Annotated in this window: 21 protein-coding genes and 1 riboswitch; of the genes, 14 read left to right on the plus strand and 7 right to left on the minus strand. The window is 35.7% G+C overall.

Features of this window, described 5'->3' with window-relative positions; genetic code table 11:
- Positions 1-81 precede the first annotated feature (81 nt).
- Together glcD and TY11_RS08840 are read left to right on the plus strand one after the other, a co-directional pair.
- Positions 82-1,494: a glycolate oxidase subunit GlcD gene (glcD, locus tag TY11_RS08835; protein ID WP_042145151.1), complete on the plus strand. Its 1,413-nt coding sequence runs from the start codon at positions 82-84 to the stop codon at positions 1,492-1,494.
- Entirely contained in the window at positions 1,491-2,819 is a 1,329-nt protein-coding gene (locus TY11_RS08840; protein WP_042145153.1) for a (Fe-S)-binding protein, read from the plus strand. Before glcD ends, TY11_RS08840 begins: the two co-directional genes overlap by 4 nt.
- A 120-nt stretch (positions 2,820-2,939) precedes the next feature.
- Here the strand turns inward: TY11_RS08840 and TY11_RS08845 are convergent, their stop codons facing one another.
- Positions 2,940-3,350, minus strand: coding sequence for a YwpF family protein (locus TY11_RS08845; protein WP_042145155.1), 411 nt, complete (start codon positions 3,348-3,350; stop codon positions 2,940-2,942).
- 423 nt (positions 3,351-3,773) lie between these two features.
- On the opposite strand from TY11_RS08845, the gene TY11_RS08850 reads away from it, so the two are divergent.
- From TY11_RS08850 to TY11_RS08900, 11 genes are all read left to right on the plus strand, one after another.
- Positions 3,774-4,490 carry a hypothetical protein gene (locus TY11_RS08850; protein WP_052345783.1) on the plus strand — a complete coding sequence of 239 codons (717 nt, stop codon included), beginning with the start codon at positions 3,774-3,776 and terminating at the stop codon, positions 4,488-4,490.
- A gap of 172 nt (positions 4,491-4,662) precedes the next feature.
- Positions 4,663-4,869 carry a DUF1657 domain-containing protein gene (locus tag TY11_RS08855; protein WP_042145157.1) on the plus strand — a complete coding sequence of 69 codons (207 nt, stop codon included), beginning with the start codon at positions 4,663-4,665 and terminating at the stop codon, positions 4,867-4,869.
- 56 nt (positions 4,870-4,925) lie between these two features.
- Entirely contained in the window at positions 4,926-5,393 is a 468-nt protein-coding gene (locus TY11_RS08860; protein ID WP_052345784.1) for a hypothetical protein, read from the plus strand.
- A 38-nt stretch (positions 5,394-5,431) separates the two neighbouring features.
- The gene (gene spoVAC, locus TY11_RS08865) at positions 5,432-5,911 is read left to right on the plus strand and encodes a stage V sporulation protein AC (protein WP_042145159.1); all 480 of its coding nucleotides are present in this window, start codon (positions 5,432-5,434) and stop codon (positions 5,909-5,911) included.
- Entirely contained in the window at positions 5,911-6,927 is a 1,017-nt protein-coding gene (spoVAD, locus tag TY11_RS08870) for a stage V sporulation protein AD (RefSeq protein ID WP_042145161.1), read from the plus strand. Before spoVAC ends, spoVAD begins: the two co-directional genes overlap by 1 nt.
- Positions 6,924-7,274 carry a stage V sporulation protein AE gene (spoVAE, locus tag TY11_RS08875; RefSeq protein ID WP_042145164.1) on the plus strand — a complete coding sequence of 117 codons (351 nt, stop codon included), beginning with the start codon at positions 6,924-6,926 and terminating at the stop codon, positions 7,272-7,274. Before spoVAD ends, spoVAE begins: the two co-directional genes overlap by 4 nt.
- Before the next feature lie 17 nt (positions 7,275-7,291).
- Complete coding sequence (locus tag TY11_RS08880) at positions 7,292-7,495, plus strand: DUF1657 domain-containing protein (protein ID WP_042145166.1); 204 nt, start codon at positions 7,292-7,294, stop codon at positions 7,493-7,495.
- A 15-nt stretch (positions 7,496-7,510) separates the two neighbouring features.
- A complete protein-coding gene (locus TY11_RS08885; RefSeq protein ID WP_042145169.1) occupies positions 7,511-8,368 on the plus strand; it encodes a DUF421 domain-containing protein in 858 nt (285 codons plus the stop codon).
- A 101-nt stretch (positions 8,369-8,469) separates the two neighbouring features.
- On the plus strand, positions 8,470-9,990 hold the full coding sequence (locus tag TY11_RS08890) for a spore germination protein (RefSeq protein WP_042145171.1): 1,521 nt from the start codon (positions 8,470-8,472) through the stop codon (positions 9,988-9,990).
- Positions 9,991-10,001: 11 nt separating this feature from the next.
- Positions 10,002-11,111: a GerAB/ArcD/ProY family transporter gene (locus TY11_RS08895; RefSeq protein ID WP_042145173.1), complete on the plus strand. Its 1,110-nt coding sequence runs from the start codon at positions 10,002-10,004 to the stop codon at positions 11,109-11,111.
- The gene (locus tag TY11_RS08900) at positions 11,086-12,345 is read left to right on the plus strand and encodes a Ger(x)C family spore germination protein (protein ID WP_042145176.1); all 1,260 of its coding nucleotides are present in this window, start codon (positions 11,086-11,088) and stop codon (positions 12,343-12,345) included. Before TY11_RS08895 ends, TY11_RS08900 begins: the two co-directional genes overlap by 26 nt.
- A gap of 199 nt (positions 12,346-12,544) precedes the next feature.
- Here the strand turns inward: TY11_RS08900 and TY11_RS08905 are convergent, their stop codons facing one another.
- The 6 genes from TY11_RS08905 to TY11_RS08930 all read right to left on the minus strand — a co-directional run bounded on the left by TY11_RS08905 (position 12,545) and on the right by TY11_RS08930 (position 20,192).
- Positions 12,545-13,924 carry a Glu/Leu/Phe/Val family dehydrogenase gene (locus TY11_RS08905; protein ID WP_042145179.1) on the minus strand — a complete coding sequence of 460 codons (1,380 nt, stop codon included), beginning with the start codon at positions 13,922-13,924 and terminating at the stop codon, positions 12,545-12,547.
- An 80-nt stretch (positions 13,925-14,004) separates the two neighbouring features.
- Entirely contained in the window at positions 14,005-15,420 is a 1,416-nt protein-coding gene (locus tag TY11_RS08910) for a hypothetical protein (RefSeq protein ID WP_042145181.1), read from the minus strand.
- A gap of 285 nt (positions 15,421-15,705) precedes the next feature.
- A complete protein-coding gene (gene thiT / locus TY11_RS08915; protein ID WP_042145183.1) occupies positions 15,706-16,269 on the minus strand; it encodes an energy-coupled thiamine transporter ThiT in 564 nt (187 codons plus the stop codon).
- Positions 16,270-16,386: 117 nt separating this feature from the next.
- A riboswitch (TPP riboswitch) is annotated at positions 16,387-16,489 on the minus strand.
- A gap of 63 nt (positions 16,490-16,552) precedes the next feature.
- Complete coding sequence (locus TY11_RS08920) at positions 16,553-18,340, minus strand: M3 family oligoendopeptidase (RefSeq protein WP_042145186.1); 1,788 nt, start codon at positions 18,338-18,340, stop codon at positions 16,553-16,555.
- 165 nt (positions 18,341-18,505) lie between these two features.
- Positions 18,506-19,942: an N-acetylmuramoyl-L-alanine amidase family protein gene (locus TY11_RS20840; RefSeq protein ID WP_052345785.1), complete on the minus strand. Its 1,437-nt coding sequence runs from the start codon at positions 19,940-19,942 to the stop codon at positions 18,506-18,508.
- Entirely contained in the window at positions 19,917-20,192 is a 276-nt protein-coding gene (locus TY11_RS08930; protein WP_042145188.1) for a phage holin, read from the minus strand. The genes TY11_RS20840 and TY11_RS08930 overlap by 26 nt, the downstream gene beginning before the upstream one ends.
- A gap of 255 nt (positions 20,193-20,447) precedes the next feature.
- Here TY11_RS08930 and TY11_RS08935 point away from each other — a divergent pair, with 255 nt between their 5' ends.
- Complete coding sequence (locus tag TY11_RS08935) at positions 20,448-20,981, plus strand: YceI family protein (RefSeq protein ID WP_042145191.1); 534 nt, start codon at positions 20,448-20,450, stop codon at positions 20,979-20,981.
- Positions 20,982-21,024: the final 43 nt, after the last annotated feature.

Here is a 21,024-nt window from a genome sequence, read left to right on the forward strand (position 1 = left end):
ATTGAATTTTTTGTATGAAAATCTATATGCGAATTTCATTTTCTTTTATAGAATGAAAGTAAAAATTAGGAGAATGCCTATATGTTAGAAGAGCATTTAAAGAAAGTGTTACAATCTATTGTCGGTCATGAAAACTATCAAGATTCAAAAACTAGTTTACTATCTTATTCTTACGACGCTACACCGGGATTCCAATCTTTCCCCGATGCAGTTGTGTCACCAAGAAATAAACAAGAAGTTGCCGAAATTGTGATGTTATGTAATCAACATAACATCCCGATTGTACCTCGTGGTTCCGGGACAAACCTAAGCGCTGGAACAACTCCACTTTATGGTGGGATCGTGTTATTAATGAAACATTTTAATAAAATCCTGGAAATAGACGAAGAAAACCTAACCGTACGAACACAACCAGGAGTCGTAACCCAAACACTTATCGAAGCTATTGAGGACAAAGGATTCTTTTACCCACCTGACCCCAGCTCTATGAAGATTTCACAAATTGGTGGAAACATTAATGAGAATTCTGGCGGGCTACGCGGATTAAAATATGGTGTAACTCGTGATTATGTGATGGGGCTAGAAGTTGTGTTACCAAATGGGGAGATCATAAAAACTGGTGGAAAACTAGCAAAGGATGTTGCTGGTTATGACCTCACCAGATTATTTGTCGGATCAGAAGGTACCTTAGGGATTGTTACAGAAGCAACATTAAAACTAATCCCAAAACCTGAAACGAAGCAAACAATGCTAGTACTCTATCAAAACCTTGATGCTGCAGCACGATCTGTATCAGCAATAATTGCCAATCGAATTATTCCAGCTACTCTGGAATTTTTAGATCAACCTACCTTACGAGCAGTCGAAGATTTTGCCCAGATTGGCTTGCCCACCAATGTTAAAGCCGTCTTAATCATCGAACAAGACGGTCCTAAAACGGTTGTCGAACATGACATGATTAAAATTGCAAATATTTGTAAGGAAAATGAAGCTGTTGAAGTAACACTCGCAAAATCTAATGAAGAAGCTGAGGCATTAACAACTGCGAGAAGAGCAGCTTTGTCAGCTCTTGCCCGTCTAAGACCAACTACTATTTTAGAAGATGCTACTGTACCTCGTTCTGAAATAGCTAAGATGGTAAGTGCTATAGAAGAAATAGCGGAAAGAAACCAAGTAACTATTTGTACATTTGGTCATGCTGGAGATGGGAACCTCCACCCTACTTGTCTAACCGATATTCGAGATAAAGAAGAAATGGCACGTGTTGAAAAAGCATTTGAAGAAATATTCCACAAGGCGATTGAGTTAGGCGGAACCATAACTGGTGAACATGGTGTAGGAGCAATGAAACTTCCATACCTACATTTAAAAGTTGGTAAAGCTGGTCTTGACTTGATGCGTAATATTAAATTAGCGTTTGATCCAAATAACATTATGAACCCAGGCAAGGTATTTGCTGAGTTAGACAAAAAAAGAGTGGTGGTTCAAAAATGAAAACAGTAGAAAAAGAAAGAATTGCTCTTGAATTTAAAGAAAAGATGGATTATGATGAATTGCTTAACTGTATGCGTTGCGGTTTCTGCCTTCCAAGCTGCCCTACTTACATTGAGTCTGGTATGGATGAATCCCAATCCCCACGTGGACGAATTGCCATGATGAAGGCAGTGGTGGATGGAGAAATTGAACCAGACGAAGATGTTAAGCGCTCACTTGATTTATGCTTAGGTTGTAGAGCCTGTGAACCCGTTTGCCCATCCGGTGTAAGATATGGTCATCTATTAGAACAGGCTCGTGATATTATAAATCAGAATAAAAAATCATCTATACCAGAGAAAGCAGTGCGCGGAATTGTGTTTAACAATCTTTTTCCACATCAAAATAGGATGGTTGCAGCAACGAATCTGCTTGGTTTTTATCAGCGTTCTGGCTTACAAAAGGTAGCAAGAAAAAGTGGTTTTATGAACTTTTTCCCGGAATCTTTAAGAACAATGGAAAAGGTACTTCCACCTGTACCTATAAAGAAAGAACTAAAAAATAGACCAAACCATTTACCTGCCCTACAGAGGCAAAAGAAAAAAGTTGCATTCTTTTCTGGTTGTCTAATGGACACCATGTTTATGAAAACCAATGATGCAACTATGAAGCTTCTCCAATATGCAGGATGTGAAATTGTAATTCCAGATACTCAAAATTGCTGTGGAGCACTTCATGGTCACAGTGGTGAACGTGAAAAATCCAAAGAAATGGCAAAAAGAAATATTGAAGCATTTGAGCATGTTGGTGCTGATTATATCATTACAAATGCTGGTGGTTGTGGTGCATTTTTAGTGGATTATGATTATTTATTAAAAGATGATCCAACGTGGTCAGAACGTGCCAAGGAATTCTCTGGAAAAATAAAAGATATCACAAGCATATTAGTTGAATTAGATTTTGAAAAAGAAAATCTACAATTACAAGAACAATTTGTTACGTACCAGGATTCCTGTCACTTAAAGAATGGTCAAAAAACGTTCATGGAGCCAAGGAAGCTATTACAATCCATTCAGGGTGTTACGTATGTTGAGATGAAAGATGCAAGTAGATGTTGTGGTTCTGCAGGTATTTATAACATTGTTGAATCAGAAATGTCGATGCAAATTTTGGACTATAAGATGGAACAAGCAAAAAAAACAAAGGCAAAAACAATTGTCACAGCAAATCCTGGTTGCTTACTACAAATGAAACTTGGAATTGAACGTGAAGGTCTATCGGATACAATGAGAGCTGTTCATATTGTAGATTTCTTACTAGAGGCTTACGACAAAAATAACAAATAACCTGGAGTTCTTATGGGTGTATAACTAATCAAAACGAAATTATGAAATGCGAATTTATGTATGCTTTTCTATCTGCTAAAATATGATAAGGCTAGGCTGGTAAAAAGGTCTAGCCTTTAATTATAGAAGCTTTTTAAATTTATCTAATAATTCTTCTCCTTCATATCCCTTCTCGATTAATTTACTAAGCATTTCTTCGATTTTACTATTTCTTTTATCAATAATTTTCCCCATAAACATAATATTAATATGTTTTCCAATTTTATTAATGCTATCAATCGATGTAATAAATGTTGCAGGTGCATTGGTTAGTTTTGTGATTTTTGCCTCAATCATTACTTGCTCTTTCTTTTCCTGCACATCCTTAAAGAATTCTAAATAATTCTTGTCTAATAATGCCTCTATAAGCCATGTATTATTATCATCTTCTCGGTTAATAATGAGACCATCTAACAAATCAATGTCTGTTTTAACAATTTCTTCATTTTGACTATCAACAATTTGCAAAGATTTTAACAAAAAAGTTTTCATAAATTCTCTCCCCCCTGCTCCTATAAATAATTTATCAAGAAAAACACACAATAAAAATTCATCTCATTACCATTATTAAGTTTAGTTTACCAAAATTTATGAACAAATGATAACTAATTTGGATTATTATACGAAAACATAATACGGAGGTTTCGCCCATGATATCAGTAGTAATCACTATTTCACTTATTATATTTCTAATCGTATTACTCATGATTCGTGCAAACCGAATAACCAAAGCAGTTAGCATGAAGGAAAATGTCGAGGAAAAATAGCCAACTAAACAATTATTGACGGGTAGTAAAGTACTCCCCCCTACATAGGGGATTTTTTTATATGTTAAAGATCTTTCTATTATTGATACCAAATGATAATGTATAATTAGAACAAAATAACACTTTGTACAGGAGTGTCGAAAACATTATGCGTAAATCATTTGGAGTATTATTTTTTATAGTATGCTTCCTAGTTGCTTGCTCTAATAGCGAGCCTGCAATTGTAAAAGTAAATACCCCTCCTGAAGAGGTAGCCAAAGAACCAGAACTTATCGAGGAATTGACCGATAACGAAGAGGTAGATGAGTTTATTGAATTTAAATTAGCTGATGAGGTACTGCGTGTAAATCTAAAGCAAATTCCTATTCTTAGTGCCTATTTACATGCAGCTAAAGACCGACAAGCTGTAATCGAAAAAATGGATATTCAACAAATTGTAAATAAAGAAGAAAATAATATTTATTTATTAGAATTCTCATGTCTTGATGGTCAATGTTCATACCTATTATTGGATGAATCAAGTGAAAACACAGGCTTATTAGTAGCTGATCTAGCTCTATTTGATCACGTTGTATTATCACCAGAGGAAACAAAGTTGTTCCTAAAATTTAATAGGGAACCTACGCATGAGTTACCATTATCTAATGTTGTCGTAATTGATTTGGAGAATTGGGAAGTCCTTCCATTAGAAAACGAAGCTATTGTTAACAATTTATTTGATTACCATTGGCCAATACTATCCGTTAATTGGATTGATGAGGGAACCCTATCCATATCTATTCCTGATACTTTAGATACTACTAAAGAACATCCCGAGGATTCAAATAGTAAAGTAAACGAAGTAATTTTCACAGTAGGAAAATAATAACAAATTTCCAGTTTTTTTATAGGATAAATAACAATCATAATGCTAATTACTAAAGGTGTTCCAATTTTGGGGCACCTTTTTTGTGCAAATTGGAAACACCTAACAAGTATATTTCGATAATATTTCACGATGCTATAAAGTGAAAGCTATTCCCTGAGGAGGAAGATACATGACAGTCGGAAGCCAAATCAAACAAGCCGTTGCTGGTTTAAAAAGTGTGCAAGCAAGCTTCGAACAGTTTGCACTTCAAACAGAGAATAAACAAGCAAAACAGATGTATGAACAAGCTGCACAGCAAACCCAAAATATACTCGATAGTGTAGAGACCCGTGTGCAACAAATTGAACAGGAAGAACCACAATACAAAGGTTTTTAAATGAAGGGGAGGGTAACTCCCCTCTTCTATCATTTATAGAATTAGGTGAAAAAATGATGAAGTACAAATTCAAAATCATATATGGGATCCTATCTCTGTTTTTAATCGTTGGTTGCTCTAATGATGAAGCTGGACCATCTAACACAGGAGAAAAGGTGAATATTACACAGATCTCCTCTAAACAAACTTACGATCAGAAATATGCAAACGAAGCAAAGAAAGTATTATCCCAAAAGGATAATATCCAAAAAGTATTTGCTGTCAATTCCGACGAATTACTTATTATTGCCATAGAGGTACCGCATCACGAACGGTTTCAATTATCAGATACTAATAAAAAATTATCAAAAGAAATGGATAAGAAATTTAAGAAGGATGACATTAGTGTCGAGCTTGCTACAGACAAGAAGATTATCATAGAGTTGGAAGCACTTGAAAAACAAATACAGAATAATTCTATTTCCAAGAAAGAATTGAAGAAACAACTTAAACACATAAGTAAATTGCTTAAGGAACAAACATAACTCCAAGTACTGAGAAAATATAGAAAGAAGGAATGAATATGGCAGATAAAAAAAAGAAAAACCTCCCTCCAAAAGCTCAAGAATATCAAGATTTCCAAGATAAAAGAGAGGTTAAACGTCCTATCCTTAAAAATTGTATAAAAGCATTTTTGATAGGTGGATTAATTTGTTTTATCGGCCAACTTATTTCAACATTTTATATATATTACTTTGATTTCACCGAACAAACCGCAGGAAATCCTACTACTGCTACATTAATCTTTATTACAATGCTTCTAACAGGTTTTGGCGTGTATGACCGAATTGGCCAATTTTCTGGGGCAGGATCTGCTGTTCCAGTAACTGGATTTGGTAATGCTGTTATCTCTGCTGCCATTGAGCATCGTACAGAAGGATTTGTACTTGGGGTCGGTGGTAACATGTTTAAACTTGCAGGTTCCGTTATTCTATTTGGTGTTTTCTCTGCATTTGTTGTAGCTTTAATAAAAACAATTATTATAACGTGGGGTGGATTCTAATGTTGGCCGGACATCGCACATGGATATTTGAAAATAAACCAGTCATTATTTCAACTGGGACTGTTGGAGGTCCATTTGAAGCAAATGGAAACATTCCACATGCTTTTAATATCCTACATGATGATATGTGGTTAGAACAGGCATCCTTTGAGAAGGCCCAACAAATGATGATGGAGGAAGCATGCCAATACGCCATCAAAAATAGCCCCATCCAAAAAGAACAAGTATCTTTTTTTATCAGTGGGGATTTAATTAATCAAATAACACCAACTAGCTTTGCCGCTAAAACAATTGGTTCACCTTACTTTGGCTTATTTAGTGCATGTGCTACATCAATGGAAAGTTTAGCACTTGCTGCATTTATGATTAATTCAAATGGTGCAGAGTATATACTAAGCGGAACATCTAGTCATAATGCTGCAGCCGAAAAACAATTTCGATATCCAACGGAATATGGTGGACAGAAACCACCTACTGCTCAATGGACCGTAACAGGTGCAGGATGTGCCTTAGTTGCTAAAACAGGCCATGGTCCAAAAATAACCTCAGCAACGATTGGTAAAATTGTTGATATGGGAATGACTGACCCGTTTAATATGGGAGGTGCAATGGCACCAGCTGCAGTAGATACAATTATTTCTCACCTAAAGGAAAGAGAGGTCGACATTTCTTATTATGATCTTATTATTACTGGTGATTTAGCACATATTGGAAGGGAAGTTGCATTAGACTTACTTCATAAAAATGATATAAATCTACCAGAAGAAAAGTTTGTTGACTGTGGACTTACCGTATACCGTGAAGATCAACCTGTACTTGCGGGTGGTAGTGGACCTGCTTGTTCTGCAGTTGTGACTTATGGTCATTTCCTGGATTTAATGAAAAAAGGTAAATTGGAAAAAATACTAGTGGTAGCAACTGGGGCACTTCACTCCCCTTTAAGTGTGAATCAAAAAGATCCTATTCCATGTATTGCTCATGCAGTATCCATAGAAGCTGGGAGTGATGTAACATGATTTTTTTCTGGGCTTTTGTTATTGGTGGTTTAATCTGTGTAATTGGCCAAATAATGTTTGATGTTTTCAAATTAAGTCCTGGACATACATTGAGTATCTTAGTCGTTGCCGGAGCTATTCTAGACGGACTAGGATTATATGAGCCTTTAATCGATTTTGCAGGTGCAGGAGCAACTGTACCAATTACAAGTTTTGGTAATTCTTTAGTCCATGGAGCCATGCAAGAAGCAGAAAAACATGGCATCATCGGTGTGGTAACAGGTATGTTTGAGGTTACCAGCTCTGGTATTTCCGCAGCGATAATATTCGGTTTCATAGGAGCATTAATTTTCAAACCAAAAGGTTAAACGTAAGGAGGTTTACCATGACAGTAGGTTCGCAGGTAAAAACATGCTATGCAAGTATTAAAAACATAGAAGCTACCTTAGCAATACTGGTCAACCAAACAAATGAAGCCAACGCCAGAAATGCATACCGTGAAACTGAGGAGATAATAATTGAGATAAAAAAAGACTTAGAAAAACAAGTCCTAATGCTATCTAGAGAGGAACCACAATACAACCAATAGAAAGGATAAATTGTTATGCCAGATTGGATTCAAATTATCATTCGAGCTATTTCCCTCCTTGTTATTTTGTTCTTGTTCACTAAATGGCTTGGGATGAAGCAACTGTCACAATTAAATATTTTTGAATATATTACTGGCATTGTGTTAGGCGGTATAGTCGCTATCCATGTCAGCACACTGGAAAGCCCTATCCACTTTGCATTAATATCCATGTTCATTTGGTTTATCATTCCTTATTTGGTTGAATTAATTTCCTTAAAGAGTAAGGCATTTCGGAATTTCACTCAAGGTAAAAGTCGTGTCGTTATTCAAAACGGAAAGATTATGGAAGATAACCTAAAAAAAGAACATTATTCGACTGATGACTTACTAGAAAGTCTTCGCGAAAGAAATATTTTTAAAGTGGCAGATGTCGAATTTGCTGTTCTTGAACCAACTGGCAAGTTAAATGTGTTACCTAAAAGGGAGAATCGCCCAATTACAGCAAAAGATTTAACCTTAACCCTTGCTCCCGATCGTGAACCACAAACTGTCATTATGGATGGTAAACCACTACTCGAACCACTAGCAAATATATCACTAAATCCTACGTGGCTTGAGACGGAATTAGAAAAAATGAATGTTAGTATTGAGAATGTATTTCTAGGACAGGTAGATAGTGATGGGCAATTAACAGTTGATTTATACGATGATACTTTAGTAATACCAAGCCCATCCCAGAAGCCACTCTTATTGGCAACAATGAAAAAATGTCAGGCTGATTTAGAATTATTTGCTCTGGCAACCGATAATGAAATGACAAAACAAATGTATCAACGAAATAGTGAAAAATTACAAAAAGCAATTGATCATATTTCACCCTATTTACGTTAAAACCCTAAACTTGTAGGGTTTTATTTTTTTGGTTATGTTACATAATTTTTCCTATTAGGTGGAAACGTATAAGAAAACAATAGTTGGAGTTGTGGCTTTATATGTTGAAGAAATCACTTAGAAAAACTCACAGGAAGACCCTAGCAAATGAACAATCTTCCAGTAAGGATATAAAACTCAAAGAATCTGATATTCAATCTAATCTTGAGAAGACAATCGATTCATTTAAATCCATTTATTCCTACCCAGACAACCAAGATGTAGTATTTCGTTCCATCGAAATATCTGGAATAAATAAAAAATCAACAATCCTCTTTATAAATACTATAACTGACTCCAAGGCACTAGAAGATTATGTAATTGGTCCTTTACTTAATAATAAAGGTTCTTCCCAAAAAGTTGAAGATATTATTATGATTCAATCCATAGAGAGAATTAGCAAAGTTGGGGAGATAATTACCCAGATTAATCAAGGAAATGCTGCACTATTTGTAGAGGGGGAGAACCATGCATACTTACTTGGAGCAGCTAAATTTGAAAGTAGGTCAGTAGAAAAAGCACAAAACGAAAACGTCGTAAAGGGACCGAAGGAAGGTTTTAATGAAAAGGCAACTACCAATATATCGCTAATTCGAAAAAGAGTAAAAAGTGAGAGCTTAGTGGTCGAATCACTCATGATCTCCAAACGTTCAAAAAATGATGTATTTATTGTATACGAGAAAGATCTAGTGAGTGATAAATTATTACAAAATGTAAAAAACAGAGTTAATGCTCTGGATGTAGATGCTATTCAAAATCTTAGTCTACTAGAGCAATATATTGAGGAAAGAAAATATTCAATTTTTCCCACAATATTATATACAGAACGACCAGATCGTGCTACTTCCTTTATAGAAGATGGATATATCGTATTACTAATGGATAATTCGCCAGATGCATTAGTGCTTCCTGCAACATTTTGGTCATTCTATCATACATCAGAAGAACACTATTTACGTTTTCCGTACGGGAATTTCACAAGGTTACTACGCATACTAGCTTTATTTATTACGTTATTTACCTCATCTCTATATGTAGCCGTGGTAACCTATCATTCAGAAATGGTACCTCCTGATTTATTATTAGCAATTGCTGCTACTAGAGAAAAGGTGCCATTTCCTGCTGCTGTTGAAGTATTTATTATGGAATTTGCCTTCGAATTGATAAGAGAAGCAGGATTGCGTGTCCCAAGTCCTATTGGTCCAACTATTGGTATTGTAGGGGCACTTATTTTAGGGCAGGCAGCTGTTCAAGCAAATATCGTAAGTCCTATCGTAGTCATAATTGTGGCCTTAGGTGGTTTAAGCTCCTTTGCAATAGGTGATATTAGTATGAATTTCACCGTCCGAATAAGCAGGTTTTTACTATTATTTTCTGCTAGTTTTATGGGTTTATATGGAATTACAGCATTATTTACCATGGGAATATTTTATATGGTTTCCATTAAGTCCTTTGGCGTACCATATCTATCTCCTTTAACACCAAGCTATGCATCATCCGGCGATAAGATTTTTAGAAAGGTATTACAGAAAGAAATGCTTAGACCTGGTTATTTAAAACCAAAAGATTTGAAAAAACGATAAGGGGGGTACAAATGGAACAATCAAAACAGTTAATAGGAATAAAAGAATATATTGCAATAGTCTTACTTATGGTTGGGACAAAGGTAACGGACAACACACCCTCTATATTATTTGAGTACATAAAGAACGCCGGTTGGATGGCACCTATCATTAATGGTCTGATAACAATTATTCCTATCTACTTATTAATAAAAGTTTTTACCAATTATAAAGGCAAAAGTTTAGTCGAAGTATCCGATCACCTATTTGGAAAATTTTTTAGCTTTATTATACTGTTAACAATTTTGCTTGTTGCATTTGTGGCAGTTATTGTTGATACAGCTATCTATACGGATATTATCGGAACCATGTATTTCACGAAAACCCCCACTATCATCATCTATGGAATATTAATGCTTGTATGTGCTTATGGCGCAACAAGAGGTTTCGAACAAATCGGCTCAGTTGCCTGGACAGTATTTCCCTATCTCCAAGTGTCATTATTTCTCGCGTTAATCTTAACAATTGGACAGGGAAATGCTGCGTTTTTATTCCCAATTTTGGGTGATGGAGCATGGGATGTAGTGAAAGAAAGCTCACTAAGACTTTCAATTTATGCTGACTTCCTATATCTTTTTCTATTTTATCCATATATTAAAAGTGTAAAAGTTTTTAAAAAAGGGACATGGTTAGCACTGATGTTCATTATTATAAACATTAGTATTACGATGGTTTGTTATATTTTTTTATTTGACTACAAAACTATTATGCAATTAAATTATCCGTATCATGAAGTAATACGGACCATTTCACTTGGTTTTATAATCAATATGGAGGCATTTTTTTTACCATTTTGGCTTATTGCATCCTTTGTAAGATTTAGTATATATTTGTATATCAACGCTATTCTATTAGGACATTTATTCAAAATAAAACACTTTGAATACCTGATCCCTTCTTTAGCTACATTAGTTGTATTTATAGGTATGATTCCAGAAAATCCTACCTTTATTATTTTTGACATAAAAGAAAAGTTGCTATTAATTGCAACACCTCTCTTTTTCCTCTTACCATTTTTAATGTGGTTGATTGCAAAGCTTAAAGGAGAATTTAAACATGCTAATAAAAGAGATATTAGGTAAGTTTATCCTGATTCCAGCCCTTTTGCTAATTCTAAGTGGATGCTGGGATCAACAAGAAGTAGAAGAGCTTACCTTTGTAATTGCAATTGGAATTGACAAAGTAGAGGATAATGAGAATAGTGTTAGAATCACATATTTGATTTCAAACCCGGAGGCAGGTTCTTCTGCACAAAGTGGTGGGTCACAGGAACCACCAAGAGAGATAATATCCTTTGTAGCGGATGACTTCATTTCCTCTAGAAATATGGCGAATACGGTTATTGCAAAGCAGATTACATATGATTTGTTACGAATGATTATTATTTCAGAGGATTTTGCTAGAGACGAGAATTTCATTAGATGGATTTATGATGCAACTAAATCGATGGAAATAAAAAGAGACATCAAATTATTAGTTACAAAAGAAGAAACTGCCACATTCTTTCAAAATAATAAGCCTTTATTAGAAACAAGACCACATGAATATTTTGAAAAAATACTAGCTACGGGGAATGAAATGGGTAATATACCCGAATCACAATTATACCAATTTTTTCGCATTACTGAAGCAGATGCTGATTTATTTTTAGGAATATATGGTACAACGATAAAAGACGAAAATAGCCAATCAGGTGAAAACCCTCAACAAATAACTGCTGGGGAGTTTGATTTTCAAGGAGAATCAAATGTAACAGAATTTTTAGGTTCAGCAGTATTTAAGGAAGCTAAGATGATTGATACGTTAACAATCGAAGAAACAAGAATAGCTATATTATTAAACCCATCTTTAAAACCAGGATATTTTATAGGTACAATCCCTGATCCATTTGATGAGAAGTATCGAATTGCATTTCGCATGGATAATGCTAGTCCATTAGAATTCAACATGAAGCTAACAAGTGGAACCCCAACTATCGATGTTACTGTTCCATTATTACTGGAAGTGTTGTCCAATCACAGTATGACTGACTATCATAAGGACAAAGAGAAAAGAAATAAGCTAAAAGAATCAATAGAAGATAATCTTAACAATAAATTTAATGACTTCGTTAAAAAAACTCAAGAAGAATACAAGTCAGAGCCATTTGGTTGGTCATTATTAGCAAGAAAGAAATTTAGTACTATTTCAGATTGGGAGGATTTTGATTGGATGAAAACATATCCAGATATGAAGATAAATGTAACAGCTCAAGTTAAGCTTGGAAAATTCGGGAGACAGAGCGACTTACCTAGAATAGAGGAGATTAGAGATTGAGATTATTAATTTGGGTAATAATGCTAATTATGTTCTTTTACACACTTGGTTTTTCAATTACACTTTGGAAAGGAAAAACCAAGGTAGGGTCCATATTTGTACTTTGCTTAGCGTTAGCTATTGCTATCTCCCCCTTCTTTTCAGTACTAAAATGAACTTGGCTTACATTAATCTTGTAAGCCAAGTTCATTCCAATATATTAGTATAACTTTCCTTGTCGATATAAAATTGTCGATAACTTCATAACTGCATGGATATAACAATTTTGTCTTAATGAGAATGGATCACCAAAGAACTGCGGAAACACGGAATCAAAGGTTTTTTTCATTTTATCATATAGTTTTTCAAATACTTGTTCTTCACTATAGAATTGCGTTTCTCTTCCTTGTAGCCACTCTAAATACGAAACGATAACCCCACCAGCATTAGCTAATATGTCTGGGATAATAATAATTCCTTTTTCACTTAAGTAATCATCCGCTTCGGTTGTCACTGGTGCGTTGGCACCTTCCACAATGATCTTGGCTTGAATTTTCTTCATGTTATCATGATGAATTTGATTTTCTAATGCTGCTAAAAATAATACATCGACATCTAGCATAAGGATATCTTCACGATTTAAAATAGTTGCTTTTATACTCGCTTCGTTCAGTTGAGATTCATTAATAGGAAGATCCCCTTTATTTTTGGTAACAAACTTAACTAAGGATGGGATATCTAAACCGTCAGAATTGAATAAGGTAACATTTCGGTCACTAACCGCTACAACTTTATTATTAAGATGATTACATTGATAGGCGGATAGAGCCGCTATTGAGCCTACATTGCCAAATCCTTGAAAGGCAAGTTTTAAAGGTCTATCTTTCAAAGACAATGCTGTCTTCGCAAATATATTGTCCCGCTCTGCTAACCAACTCTCTTTATCTTGGACAAAATCATGTAATAAATACCGAAATGTAAAGTAGACCCCTTTACCTGTTGCTTCTCTTCTCCCTAAGGAGCCTCCATTAATCACACTTTTTCCAGTAAAACTACCAAGGTATGATTCACCAGGACGAATACTTTTATACTCTGCCATCATCCAATCCATTTCCCGTTCTCCTGTTCCAACATCAGGTGCAGGGATGTCCTTATCCGGACCTAGAATATCACTAAAGTATTGAACATATTTCTTACAAATCACATAAAGATCCCTTTCACTAAATTCACGTGGATTAATTACGACGCCACCTTTTCCACCACCAAAAGGGACCTCATGTAATGCGTTCTTAAGCGTCATTAGTGAAGCGAGATTCACAACTTCATCCTCTTTTACGGTCTCATGGAATCGAATTCCACCCTTGTAAGGACCTAGAACATTATTGTGCTGAACACGAAAGGAAGGAATTCGAACAACTTGACCATTTTCTAATGCAATCCTTAAGTAGGATTTATTAACATGATCTGGAGTTGAGAGGATGGAAAGTAAGGAAGTAAATGCCTTCTTTCTCCCATCTCCAGTTAATTCTGGTAAAAAAGCTTTGTCATCTATTAATGCTTTTAAGGACTTACTTACAATATCAACCGTTTGATTTGCCACAATATGACCTCCAACAATTTATTACTTCTAGTATAATTGTAACAAAAGCAAACATAGATACCAATTATAATTATCTAAATTTACAGAATAAAAACCGCGAATAGTGTCATGACAAATAATCCAATGATTACTGGTAGGAAGTTTTTACGAACGAGCTCCATAACGGACACACCACAAAATCCTGCTATTGCAATAAGTGAAGACCAAGCTACAATGGTTCCGCCACCAGTCCAGATGGCTCCCATTTGACCTATGGCAGCAAGTGTAGCAGTATCCATGCCTTGTGTTTCAAGGGAAGCTGCAAGAGCACCGGTTAACGGTAATCCAGAGAAACCTGACCCATCCAGTCCCGTTATAATACCTATAATTAATACACTAAACGCAGCAAGTATTGCACTTTGTGGTAAAAACTCTTGAGTAGCTTCGACTAAACCAAATAGGAACGACGGCCCCTCTTCCACACCCAAAATATTAGCAGCAAAATCACCACTACCTAAAAAGAAAAAACCTGCAATTGGTATAACTGGTCCCATCGCTTTGAATGCAAAGACAAAGCCATCCGTAATATGATTGGAAATATAATCAAGGGCATGATGTTTACCAAAAGCGACTGTCGATAGAAGTAACAATATAACTGCAACACCACCAACAAATGCAGCTCCATCTCCACCTACTAAGCCACCACTCCCAGTAAATAGTTTATTGTACATCATATAAATGACTACTACTAATAAGGATAGCGGTACAAAAATAGCAAACACTTTACTCCATCTCGATAAATTATTCGTTTTTGCTTCGTTGGTAGTGTTTTCTGCGGCATTTAATGTGTTTAAGTCTGCTTCATTTCTTGGGTCATCCTTAGCACGAATACCCTTACGATACATAAAGTATGCTAGCAATATTGCAATTCCACCGGCTATTACAGATAGAATTAAAGATTTATCTGCAACAACTCCTGCATCAATTCCGGCAGAAGTTGCTGATAAGCTTGGAGCAACCTGTACAATATAGTCAGAAGATAATGCCATTCCCTGACCAGCAAGTGCAATTGCAACAGCTGCTGTGATTGCTGGCAGTCCGGCCCTTACTGCAGCCGGTACCAATAATGCACAAATTAACGGCACAGCTGGAGTTGGCCAAAAGAACAATGAAATAACATAAGTTACACCAACCAATACAAAAAATGATATATGCCCATTTATCATTACTTTCTGAATCGGTTGAATCATTCTTACATCTGCTCCTAAATCCTTTAACGAATTTAACAAAGCCAACATAAAAGTAATGATTAAGAAAATACTAAATAACTCTTGTGCGGCAATTAAATTAGCATTAAAGATAGCTGTAAATCCATCAACAATACTTCCCTTATACACCCAAGCGATAATAAATGTCCCTAATAAAGTTGGAAGAACGACACCTTTTCGGAATATCATTGTTACAATGATAGCTAGCGTAAAAATACCATATAGCCAATGGGCTAATGTAAGCTCCATTTACATCTTCCTCTCTTTCCGTTGTGCTATAGCCTATGCGGACCTAAATACAGCGGTGAAAGGGTAATTCAAAAATATGCAAGTAATTTTACACAATTAGTCCTTTATTCTTTTACTCAGCCCAAGTAAGTTATTTGCCCGGTGTCACAATCCAAATGATTTTTTACATATATTACATTATACTGACTAATTCTCTCAGTACTCGTCACCAACAAATTACTTGGGTATTAAAAAAGAGTAATCTCCTATGAGATTACTCTTAGTATGTGAGCGAAATACCTAATGTTAAGCTGATTGTAGCAATGTTTTAGGTTGCTTGATAAATAAGAAAAACACCACTACTGTTGATAAGATAAATGAAGGTAACATATAAGATCCATTATAAATTAAAGAAAATAACCATACAGGTTGATCTTCTGGAGCTGAACTGCCCCAGAAGACAATTCCAGCGTAGAAATGAGCTAGAAAACGTAATCCAGAACCTATAAATACTCCTAATGTAATATAAGTTAGCCTTTTAATAACTTTTCCATCTTTAAGAGCTTGTTGAATTGGTTTTGCAAAGATTCCTGCAACTCCTAAAGCAGTAAATGCAAAGCCATACTCAATGAATGCCTGATAAAGATTTAAAATGTAAGCACCAAATGCCATTTGAAGAACACCCCACAACAACCCTGCAAGAAGTCCCCCTTTTAATCCCCAACGAAAAGCAACAATAAAAATAGGTATCATAGCAAAAGAGATTGAACCACCATTAGGCATCTTAAATGCTGGCAAAAGGTCTAATACTAATGCCAAAGCCGTAAATACAGCTACCTCAACCATAAATAACGTTTTTTTAGAACTCATGTTATTTCCTCCCCAACTGTATTATAAAAACCCGAAATATGGATTTTTAAACACAAAAAAAGCAATGCCAAGGGGAAGCTTCCTGATGGGGAATTCCGCTCACATTGCATACTTTATCCATCATAAAAGCCACCATCCCTACGCTAGTACTAACTAACAGGTTCAAAGGGTCTGAACTAACTCGTTCACTCTCAGCCAAAAGGCTCCCCCTGTGGTCTTATTTTTCACTTTTTTTGCTATTGCTATTGTAGCTTAAGTTTATTCTTTTGGCAATTATTCCTGTTTATAGAGAAATAAACTCTTCAACATCCTTAACACAAAGTGCAATAGCATTCTCCCAGAAATCAGGCTTTGTAAGGTCTACATTTAAGTGTTTCATTGCTAAATCTTCTACATTCATACGACCCGTATCACGTAATAATGCAATATAGTCATCTTCAAAACTCTTATTACTATTTTGTGCATGTGCATAGATTCCAAGACTAAATAAATATCCAAATGTGTATGGGAAGTTGTAGAAAGGTGTTCCTGTAATATGAAAATGTAATTTCGATGCCCAGAAAGTTGGATCGTACTCATTAAGAGCATCACAATAAGCTTCTTTCTGTGCTACGATCATCAACTCATTAAGACGATTTACGGAAACCATACCTTGTTTACGTTCCTCATAAAATCTAGTCTCGAATAGGAATCTCGAATGGATATTCATAAAGAATGCTATACTACGCTGTATTTTATCTTCTAACAATTCAATTTTTTCTTCCTTTGTTTCTGCACCCTTAACCGTTGCATCCGCTACAATCATTTCGGCAAACGTAGAAGCTGTTTCTGCAACATTCATAGCATACCCCTGGTTTAGACCGTGCATATCATTCATAACATGCTGGTGATATGCATGCCCTAATTCATGTGCAAGTGTAGATATATTGGATGATGTTCCAGAGTATGTCATAAATACTCTAGTTTGTTGGCTATCTGGGAAGCTAGTACAGAAGCCGCCTGGACGTTTTCCTGGACGATCCTCTACTTCTATCCATCGCTTTTCAAACGCCATCTGTGCAAATTCTGCCATTTTCGGACTGAACTTACTAAAATTAGTGATAATGAATTTGGCACCTTCTGTGTAAGGTACTGTTTTAACCGTTTTAGATAACGGTGCACCAATATCATATATCCCTAGCTCTTCTTTTCCGAGTATTTCTGCTTTTTTATCGAGGTACTTTACGAAGTGCTCTTTATTATTGGTGATTGCATTCCACATTGCTTCCAATGTTTCTTTTTTCATCCTGTTAATCTTAAGTGGTTCTTTTAAGACATCATCCCAACCACGATGTTTGTATTTCTGCAAGCGGAAACCAGCTAAGTGATTAAGTGTTTGTCCAAATAAATCAGAATTATTTTCCCAAGCCTTACTCATTTGTTCAAAAACATGTTTACGAAATTCAGAGTCTGGACTGCTTAATTTATTTGCTGCCTGTCCAACAGAATAGGACTTAACCTCTTCCCCCTCGGTAATTTCCACTGTCATATTACCAACTACAGTTTGATACATTTGTCCCCAAGCATTGTATCCGTCTACAGCCAAGTCATTAATAATAACCTCTTGTTCTGAAGGAAGTAATTCTTTAGCTCCTTCTCTCGTTTCATTTAATACAAATGCCACCTCACGTAATTCTTCACTATCTAATATACCTGCCCAAGTATTGTCAGAAATAGAAATTAGCTTTTGATTCAAAGTAGTACGAATACCACCCATTTTTGCAGCTAAGTCATTTCGTCTTCCAACTAATAAATTGGCGTTAGCATCTTTGACATCTTGTGCACTTAAACAACTTATGTATGCAAAGGATTCTCGTAATTTTTTCATAGTTGCTTCCAATGTCTTTACAATGTCAACTAACAACAAGCTATTTCCGTTCTTATCTGGATCATATTCCATAACTAGAGTGGATAACTCATTCAATTCTGTCTCTACTATTTTTAGGTATTCCTGAAATTCAATTGATTCGCTTCCTCCAGGAAAAATAACATCCAAATCCCATGTTTTCTCGTATTCACTAGTCTGCTGCATTAAATCTCTCCTCATTTTAAAATTAGAATTAATTAGTATTTTACCAATAAATGAATTAATTTTCACTAATAATATTTTGGAAACCGAAATATTTCTATTCCGAAATACTTTTAATCACAGTTAAGGATGTCTTAATGAAAGTCAGTAAGACATCCTGATAAATTTTTATTTATTAGAGATAGTAGCTCCAGTGCTTGGGTGCGCATAAATTTGTACCTTGCCAAAATCACCGGTCTGAATAATATACACATGTGCCTGTGTAGTACCTAGTATTTTGTACGATAATCCCCCGAATTTCTTCGGATTTAAGAATCCTTTCTCATTACCTTTTACTGGGGAAACATTTAATGGATACACACGCCAAGAACTTTCCGATGCCGGTAAATACAAATAGCGATCACCGGAATTTTTAACGGTATTATTAGATCCACGTTTATCATCGTCACTAATGGTCGATGCTGTATTCGGTCCAGCATAGATTTGTACTCTTCCAAAGTCAGTAGTTTCAATAATATAAACATGTGCTCCTGTACTACCTAATATCTCATACGTCAGACCACCAAATTTCTTAGGATTTAAGAAACCAACCTCATTTCCCTTCACTGGAGCAACCCCGATTGGATATACTCTCCAAGAACTCTCACTAGCTGATAAGTGTAAATGCTTTTCTGTCTTCTCATCCGTGTTAGTTGAAGGGCTTGTTGTTGCAGAACCTGGACTGCTATTTATTACTGCACCAGTACTAGGATGTCCGTAAATTTGTACTCTACCAAAATCACTGGTATGGATAATATAGACATGTGGCTGAGGCTGACCTAGAACTTCATATGTTAACCCACCAAATTTAGCTGGATTCAGAAATCCTTTTTCATTCCCTTTTACAGGTGCTACATCAATTGGATATATACGCCAAGCATTCTCTGAAACAGGTAAATGGATAAACTGTCCGTTAGCCCCATTTGATCCACCGCCAGTATTACTTGGTGCTGGTGCTGGTGCTGGATTTATTGGTATATGGACATCTTGTTCCTCTCCCGTTGGAGTTCGGTATGTGTATCCAGCATATTCACAAAATGCTTTTACAACTGCTTCTGCATATTTCAAATGGTTATTACGTAATTGTTGTATATCATCACCAGGTGAATCTGCAAATCCATACTCGATAATATTAGTTACAACGTTCCCAGTCTCTCTAATCATAAAATAATAATCTAAGCTAGAATTCCCCGGAAGTGTACGAGTGAATACACGTCTAATATTTTGACCTTCTTTGCGTAATTCATCTGCAATTTTTTGAGCCATTGCTTTCCCATCATAAATGGAATGAATGACTTCGGCACCATCCCCTCCACCAGCATTAAGATGATTAGAGTGACAATATTTTGCTCCACTATCACGAACGATCCGCGTTCTCTCATCTGGAGAAAGGTACTTGTCAGTAGTTCTTGTAATAGCAACGGGAACTCCTAATTCTCTGTACCGATTGTATTGGTACAACGATATTTTTAACACTAAATCCTTTTCCTTCCAATAACGATTTGTGCCACCACCTGGGTCCCTCCCACCATGACCAGGGTCAATGATTAAGATTGGTCTTGCCATTAGATTTTCTCTCCTCCCGCTTAATTAGACCTTTTTCTCGTAATACATCCCTCTGAGCAATTCCTCTCTTTGTTATATAGTTATTTTTAAACCAAGTATTTAGTGCAATAATTACGGTAAAAAGTGAGGATACAAACTGTTCCAATGTCTCACTATCTATTGGAAGTGGTGATTTCCCAAAGATTACTAATATTTGGTTTAATAAAGCCAAAAGAAGCAACGATGTACGAATGACGGTACCTTTGTCCACTTTTCCCACCTCCTTTTACAGGCATATACTATTATTTTCATTTCCAACTTAAATCGTGTCGGCGATTGACTAGTAAGACCATTCTCAACACTATATTCGAATCCTTTGTTAGCTAAGTGGCAAAACTGTGTTCCAAATTACACGTAATTAAATATAATTTAATTACAGACTCTTGACTTACGCTTGTTATGCATATATACTTACTTACGTAAAGTAACTTAGAATCAGATAATAACCAATGGGAGGAAAATTATTATGACAAAATCAGTTTGGAATGTTGACAAAAGCCACAGCGCATTAGAATTTACTGTTAAACACATGATGATTTCAAAAGTTAGGGGATCATTCTCCAATTTTGATGCAACAATTGAGGCAGACCCTAATGACTTAACAGATGCAAAGATCGAGTTCTCTGTAGAAGTAAATAGCATCAATACTCTCAATGAAGATCGTGATAACCACCTACGTTCAAATGATTTCTTTGACATTGCAAATCATCCAAAAATGACATTTGTATCAACTGACATCAAGAGAACATCAGATGACGAGTATGCTGTTACTGGTGATTTTTCTCTTCGTGGGGTTACAAAACCTGTGACGTTCGATGTAACTGTAGAGGGTGTCGGTAAAGACCCTTGGGGTAATGAAGTAGCAGGATTCAGTGGTTCAACTAAACTAAATCGAAAAGACTTTGGACTTGTATGGAATGCAGCTCTTGAAACAGGTGGAGTACTTGTTGGAGAAGAAGTGAAAATTAATATTGAATTAGAAGCACATAAGCAAGCTTAAGTGACCATCAATTATAGGGCTCACTACTCTTAATGCTCCTAAC

The organism is Paucisalibacillus algeriensis, from assembly GCF_000577245.1.
In the GTDB taxonomy this organism is placed as follows: domain Bacteria; phylum Bacillota; class Bacilli; order Bacillales; family Amphibacillaceae; genus Ornithinibacillus.